5 protein-coding genes are annotated in these 4180 nt (G+C 67.9%); all 5 read right to left on the bottom strand.

All coding sequences use genetic code 11. The features are described 5' to 3' along the window. Nucleotides 1-92: 92 nt before the first annotated feature. Complete coding sequence (locus AB1634_18800; GenBank protein ID MEW6221562.1) at nt 93-1178, bottom strand: sulfite exporter TauE/SafE family protein; 1086 nt, start codon at nt 1176-1178, stop codon at nt 93-95. A gap of 5 nt (nt 1179-1183) precedes the next feature. Next, nucleotides 1184-1435 (bottom strand): hypothetical protein, encoded by a 252-nt coding sequence (locus AB1634_18795; GenBank protein ID MEW6221561.1) that lies wholly within the window; start codon nt 1433-1435, stop codon nt 1184-1186. An 84-nt stretch (nt 1436-1519) separates the two neighbouring features. Further along, nucleotides 1520-1684: a hypothetical protein gene (locus AB1634_18790; protein MEW6221560.1), complete on the bottom strand. Its 165-nt coding sequence runs from the start codon at nt 1682-1684 to the stop codon at nt 1520-1522. 766 nt (nt 1685-2450) lie between these two features. Further along, a complete protein-coding gene (locus AB1634_18785) occupies nt 2451-2897 on the bottom strand; it encodes a hypothetical protein (protein MEW6221559.1) in 447 nt (148 codons plus the stop codon). Nucleotides 2898-3383: 486 nt separating this feature from the next. Further along, complete coding sequence (gene secB, locus AB1634_18780) at nt 3384-3872, bottom strand: protein-export chaperone SecB (protein ID MEW6221558.1); 489 nt, start codon at nt 3870-3872, stop codon at nt 3384-3386. Nucleotides 3873-4180 lie beyond the last annotated feature (308 nt).

The following is a 4180-nucleotide window of genomic DNA, read 5'->3' as shown; positions in this document are numbered from 1 at the left end:
CCCCAGGGGGGGGGTACGGCCCTAAATCCGGGGGGGGGGGCCACCGGCCCCCCACCCCCGGAGGATGGCTCGACTCATGAGACCCGGCTGCCTTAGCGGCCAGCCGGTCCCATGGCCTGCACCGCCAGGAGTCGCTCCTCCCGCCGGCCCTTCCAGATGGCATGCAGGACGATGCTGGCGCCGGCGATCAGGGCAAAGGCCATGACCGCGAAGCTGGTGTTCTTGAGCAGGGCCTGGGTGCTCTCGGACAAGGGGGTGATGAGGTCCAGACGGGCGAGGTAGACCGGGATCATCAGCGCCCGGCTGACCAGCACGATGACCATGATGAGGCCCATGACCATCTTGATCATGTAGTCCTTGACATAGGTGGTGCCCATGGCGCCCAGCTGGATCCCGAACAGTGAGCCCATGAGGATGAGCATGGCCAGGCGGATGTCCACCAGGCCGCCCAGGGCATACTTGAAGGAGCCGCCCATGCCCATGACAAAGGCCACCACCAGCTCGGTGGCCGAGGCCATGAGGCTGGGGGCGCCCAGGACATAGATCATGCCCGGCACGCCGATGAAGCCGCCCACCGCGATGGTCGCTGCCAGCATGCCGGTGGCAAAGCCCAGCGGCACGATGAAGAGCAGGGAGACCCGAGCCTTGAGGCACTTGAAGTAGACCATGGTGCCGGGAATCTCCACCGACTGCACCCACTGGGCCAGCCGGGTCAGCTTCTCGCCACCCCCGCCAGCCCCCTGCTGGCGGCTCTTCATGGCATCCCGCAGCACGATGGTGCCGACGATGCCGAGGATGACCACGAAGGCGACGCTGACATAGAGGTTGGAGCCGGCGTCACCGAAGGCGGCCTTGATCTTCTCCTGGATATGGGCGCCGTAAAAGACCCCGGCCTCGGCGAAGACGCCGAAGATGATGCCCATCTTCACGTCCACCTGGCCGTACTTGGCCCGCTTCAGGGCCCCCACCAGGGCTTTGGGGAACTTGTGGCACATGTTGCTGGCCACCGCCACCAGGCCCGGCACGCCCAGGCTCATCATGCCCGGGGTAAGGACGAAGGCGCCGCCGGAGCCGATGAAGCCGCTCACCAGGCCGCCGACAAAGCCGACGCCGATCAGATACAGGATGCTGTAGAGGTTGAGGTCAATGAAGTTGGTGGCAGTGGCGATGGCATCCATGGCGTTCAGCTCCTCGTTTTCTTCGATGCCTCGACCCCGAGCATCGTCCAGAAGTTACCGGTGAAGTTGCCGTGCGCCCAGGAGAAGACCAGGGCGGTGACGATGGGCAAGAAGGCGTAGGCGCCGCCCTGGGCAAACAGGGTGTTGGCCTCGTCGCCGTACAGAAACACCCCGCTGTAAAGGGCAGTGGCCAGGGCCCCGTACACCAGGGTCTTGCCGTAGGGCTTGCCTGGCTTTTTGGTCTCGTGTGCAGACATGATTCTCTCCTCGCTCCTTTCGTGACAGTGCCGGCGGCCGCGCCGCCGGCACTGTCTGCACTGGGTTCTTGGTGGTGACCGGGGCTAGCCGATGGCGCAGGCATCCGCAAGCGGGCGCGCGACCTCACCCCCGGCCGGCGTCCGGCTCGTGGCCAGAAGGTCGCGGGCGCTCTGCCCCTCGTCCATCTCCGCAAAGGCAGCCGCGACCAGGTGGTGACACAAGATGCGGTACAGGTTGAAAAGCTTCATGACGTCCTCCTTGCTGAATGGCCCCTCACGGGAAGGTTGGGTTTGGGGAAAACAGGCTGGCAGCTGGCTGCCGTAAGGCTCGGCGCGGTCTGTTTCCTCGTTTGGCTCCCCGTAAGAGCAACCCCCATGCCATCCGGGAGCTGTCCATTCAACTTATGGAAATCACTTCTATTTTTCGACTGCACCCCGCGCTTTTCCTCGCGCCGCCGGTCGTTGCACCCTGCAACACCCAGGGCGCCCGGAACGGGGCCTGCTCTGCAAGGCCTTGTGCCACGGCCTTTTCGGCGCGCCAGTTGCAGATGGCAACCGACTATTGCATCGTGCAACGCGAGGCCGGGCCAGCCCGGAAGCCCGCGGGCCGGCGCGGTGGCACGACCGACCCCGGGCCTGCTGCCCGCCAGACTGGCAGCAGCTGGCAGGGGCCGTGAACGGGCGCCCAAGACAGCGTGATCGCAGCAGCCGGCCGCGAGGGTCAGGGGTGGTGGCTAAGAGGAGGTGCAGGCAGGGCGCGGGACGCGGCTTTGGCCATGCCGGTCCCGGCCGCAGGGGACAACGGCGGGCAGGAAGGGACGAAGAAAGAGGCGACGGGGGGATCGGGACGATCAGGTCGCCGGACAGACGCCGGCTGCGGCAGGTGGTGCAGGGTGAAACGGGCAGGTCCCGGAAGCGGATCAGATGATCCGCACTCCACGCCGGCCTGCCGGGCGGCCCGGATGAAGGACTGCCGCCCTCCCGGCTCGGCGCCGGACCCGGTCGCTGCCGGGTCCTACCCGTCGGCGGCGGGAACGATGACCACCGGGCAGCCCAGATCCTGCCACCAGGGCCGCCGCTTCGACTCCCGGCCGGCCGCTGCCTCGCCGGCCGCCCGGGCGGTGAGCACCACCGAGACGATGCGCCGGTGCTCGGCGAGAAAGCGCCGTACCGCGGCCTTCAGCTCGCCGCTGGCCTGGTAGACGGCGGCCGGCCGGCAGCCGTTCTCCGGCGCCGCTGCCGGAGCCGTTGCCGGCGGCTGGCTGTCCTGGCCGCTCCGCACCTGAAGCACCGCCAGACCGCAGCCCAGCCGGCTGCTGAGGCTGGCTGCATACCGGGCCGCCGCGGACGGTGGCTCCTCGTCCTGGAGCACATAGAGCACCGAGCCCTGGCAACTGTCCTTCCCGAGCAGCTCCCGGGCCAGCTCCGGCTCACCCGCTTCCGCAAAAGTGGCCGCTGTCATACCCCGGGCGAATGCCTCCCGGAAGCGGCTCGTCATGGTATCCCGTTGGTCTTTCACGCTGTCGTGTCCCGCGCCCAAGACAGGATTGGCCCCGGAGCAGGGGCAGCGGCGTCCGGCCGCGGCCCGTGGCGGGGCGTCTTGGCGTCCTGCCGGACAAAGGCTATCAAGATGCGTGCCAGCTGGCGAGCGGGCCTGGCCGGCCGTTTCCGGGCAGAAGACGACTGGAGCCCTTCGTTGCTTTACGCAACAAGGGCGGCCCGGTCCGGCTGGGGTGCGGGGACGCTTTCACCGTGCAGAGGCAGAACAGGAAGCGGCCGTTGCGTCATGCAACAGCCCAGCGCATCCTGCAACAGGGGGGGCTGCGGCCAGGAGAGGCGGGGCCGGCCTTCCCGGACGACACGTCCGGAAGAAGGCGCCGGCCCCGGCCGCGGGGCGGGGGAGGACGGAAGGGGGCTGGCGGCGGCACCTGCCTGCGCCGCCGCGCCCTCAGTGGGCCTGGGGCGGCGGCCCCTGCTGCTGCTGTTGCTGCTGGCGGCGGGCGTTCTCGTAGAGGGCCAAAAAGTTCACCGGCTCCAGCATGAGCGGCACGAAGCCGCCATCCACCGTGGCCTGGGAGATGATCTGGCGGGTGAAGGGAAACATCACCGTCGGGCACTCCACGGCCAGGACCGGGGGCATGTGCTGGTCCGGGATGTTCTTGAGCAGAAAGAGGCCGGCGTGCTCCACCTCCACCAGGAACAGGGTCTTGTCCCCGGAGGTGACCTTGGCGTTGACCTCCAGGGTCACCTCCCAGTTGTCGTTGTCCACCCGCCGGTGCTTGGTGGCCAGATTGACCTCCACCCGGGGCTCGTTCCGCTGCAGAAACACCTCCGGGGCATTGGGATTCTCGAAGGAAAAGTCCTTGAGATACAGCTTCTGCAGCCGGAAGACCGGCGCCTCGGGCGGCTTGGCCTGCTCGTTGGGCTCGCTCATCATCTCCTTCCTCAATTGATTTCTTGTTGGGCTCGCTCCCGGCCGCCCTATGCGACGGCCGCGGAATCCGCCCATTGTAGTTGCAGTGGCCCCCTTTTGCAATGCTGTCCTCCCCCGGCCGAAAGAGTGTTTGACGCCGGGCGGCTCTTGGGGTAAAAGACGGCCGTATCCCTTGCCCGTAGCCTCATTGGGCCCCAGCCCTGGCGGCCCCATCCCCGGCGGACGATCCCATGCCTATCACCCCCGAACAGGTTCAGGCCATCGCCCGCCTGGCCCGCCTGGAGGTGCCCGCTGCCGAACTGGCCCCCCTG

The sequence above is a fragment of the Thermodesulfobacteriota bacterium genome, assembly GCA_040755095.1.
Classification (GTDB): domain Bacteria; phylum Desulfobacterota; class Desulfobulbia; order Desulfobulbales; family JBFMBH01; genus JBFMBH01.
The sequence above is the reverse complement of the archived record's forward strand: the minus strand, read 5'-3'. Positions and strand labels throughout refer to the sequence as shown.

What these genes read in the sequence shown, in the direction of transcription:
- secB (MEW6221558.1), bottom strand. Translation starts at nt 3,872, where the DNA reads ATGATGAGCGAGCCCAACGAGCAGGCCAAGCCGCCCGAGGCGCCGGTC.
- AB1634_18790 (MEW6221560.1), bottom strand. Translation starts at nt 1,684, where the DNA reads ATGAAGCTTTTCAACCTGTACCGCATCTTGTGTCACCACCTGGTCGCG.
- AB1634_18785 (MEW6221559.1), bottom strand. Translation starts at nt 2,897, where the DNA reads ATGACAGCGGCCACTTTTGCGGAAGCGGGTGAGCCGGAGCTGGCCCGG.
- AB1634_18795 (MEW6221561.1), bottom strand. Translation starts at nt 1,435, where the DNA reads ATGTCTGCACACGAGACCAAAAAGCCAGGCAAGCCCTACGGCAAGACC.
- AB1634_18800 (MEW6221562.1), bottom strand. Translation starts at nt 1,178, where the DNA reads ATGGATGCCATCGCCACTGCCACCAACTTCATTGACCTCAACCTCTAC.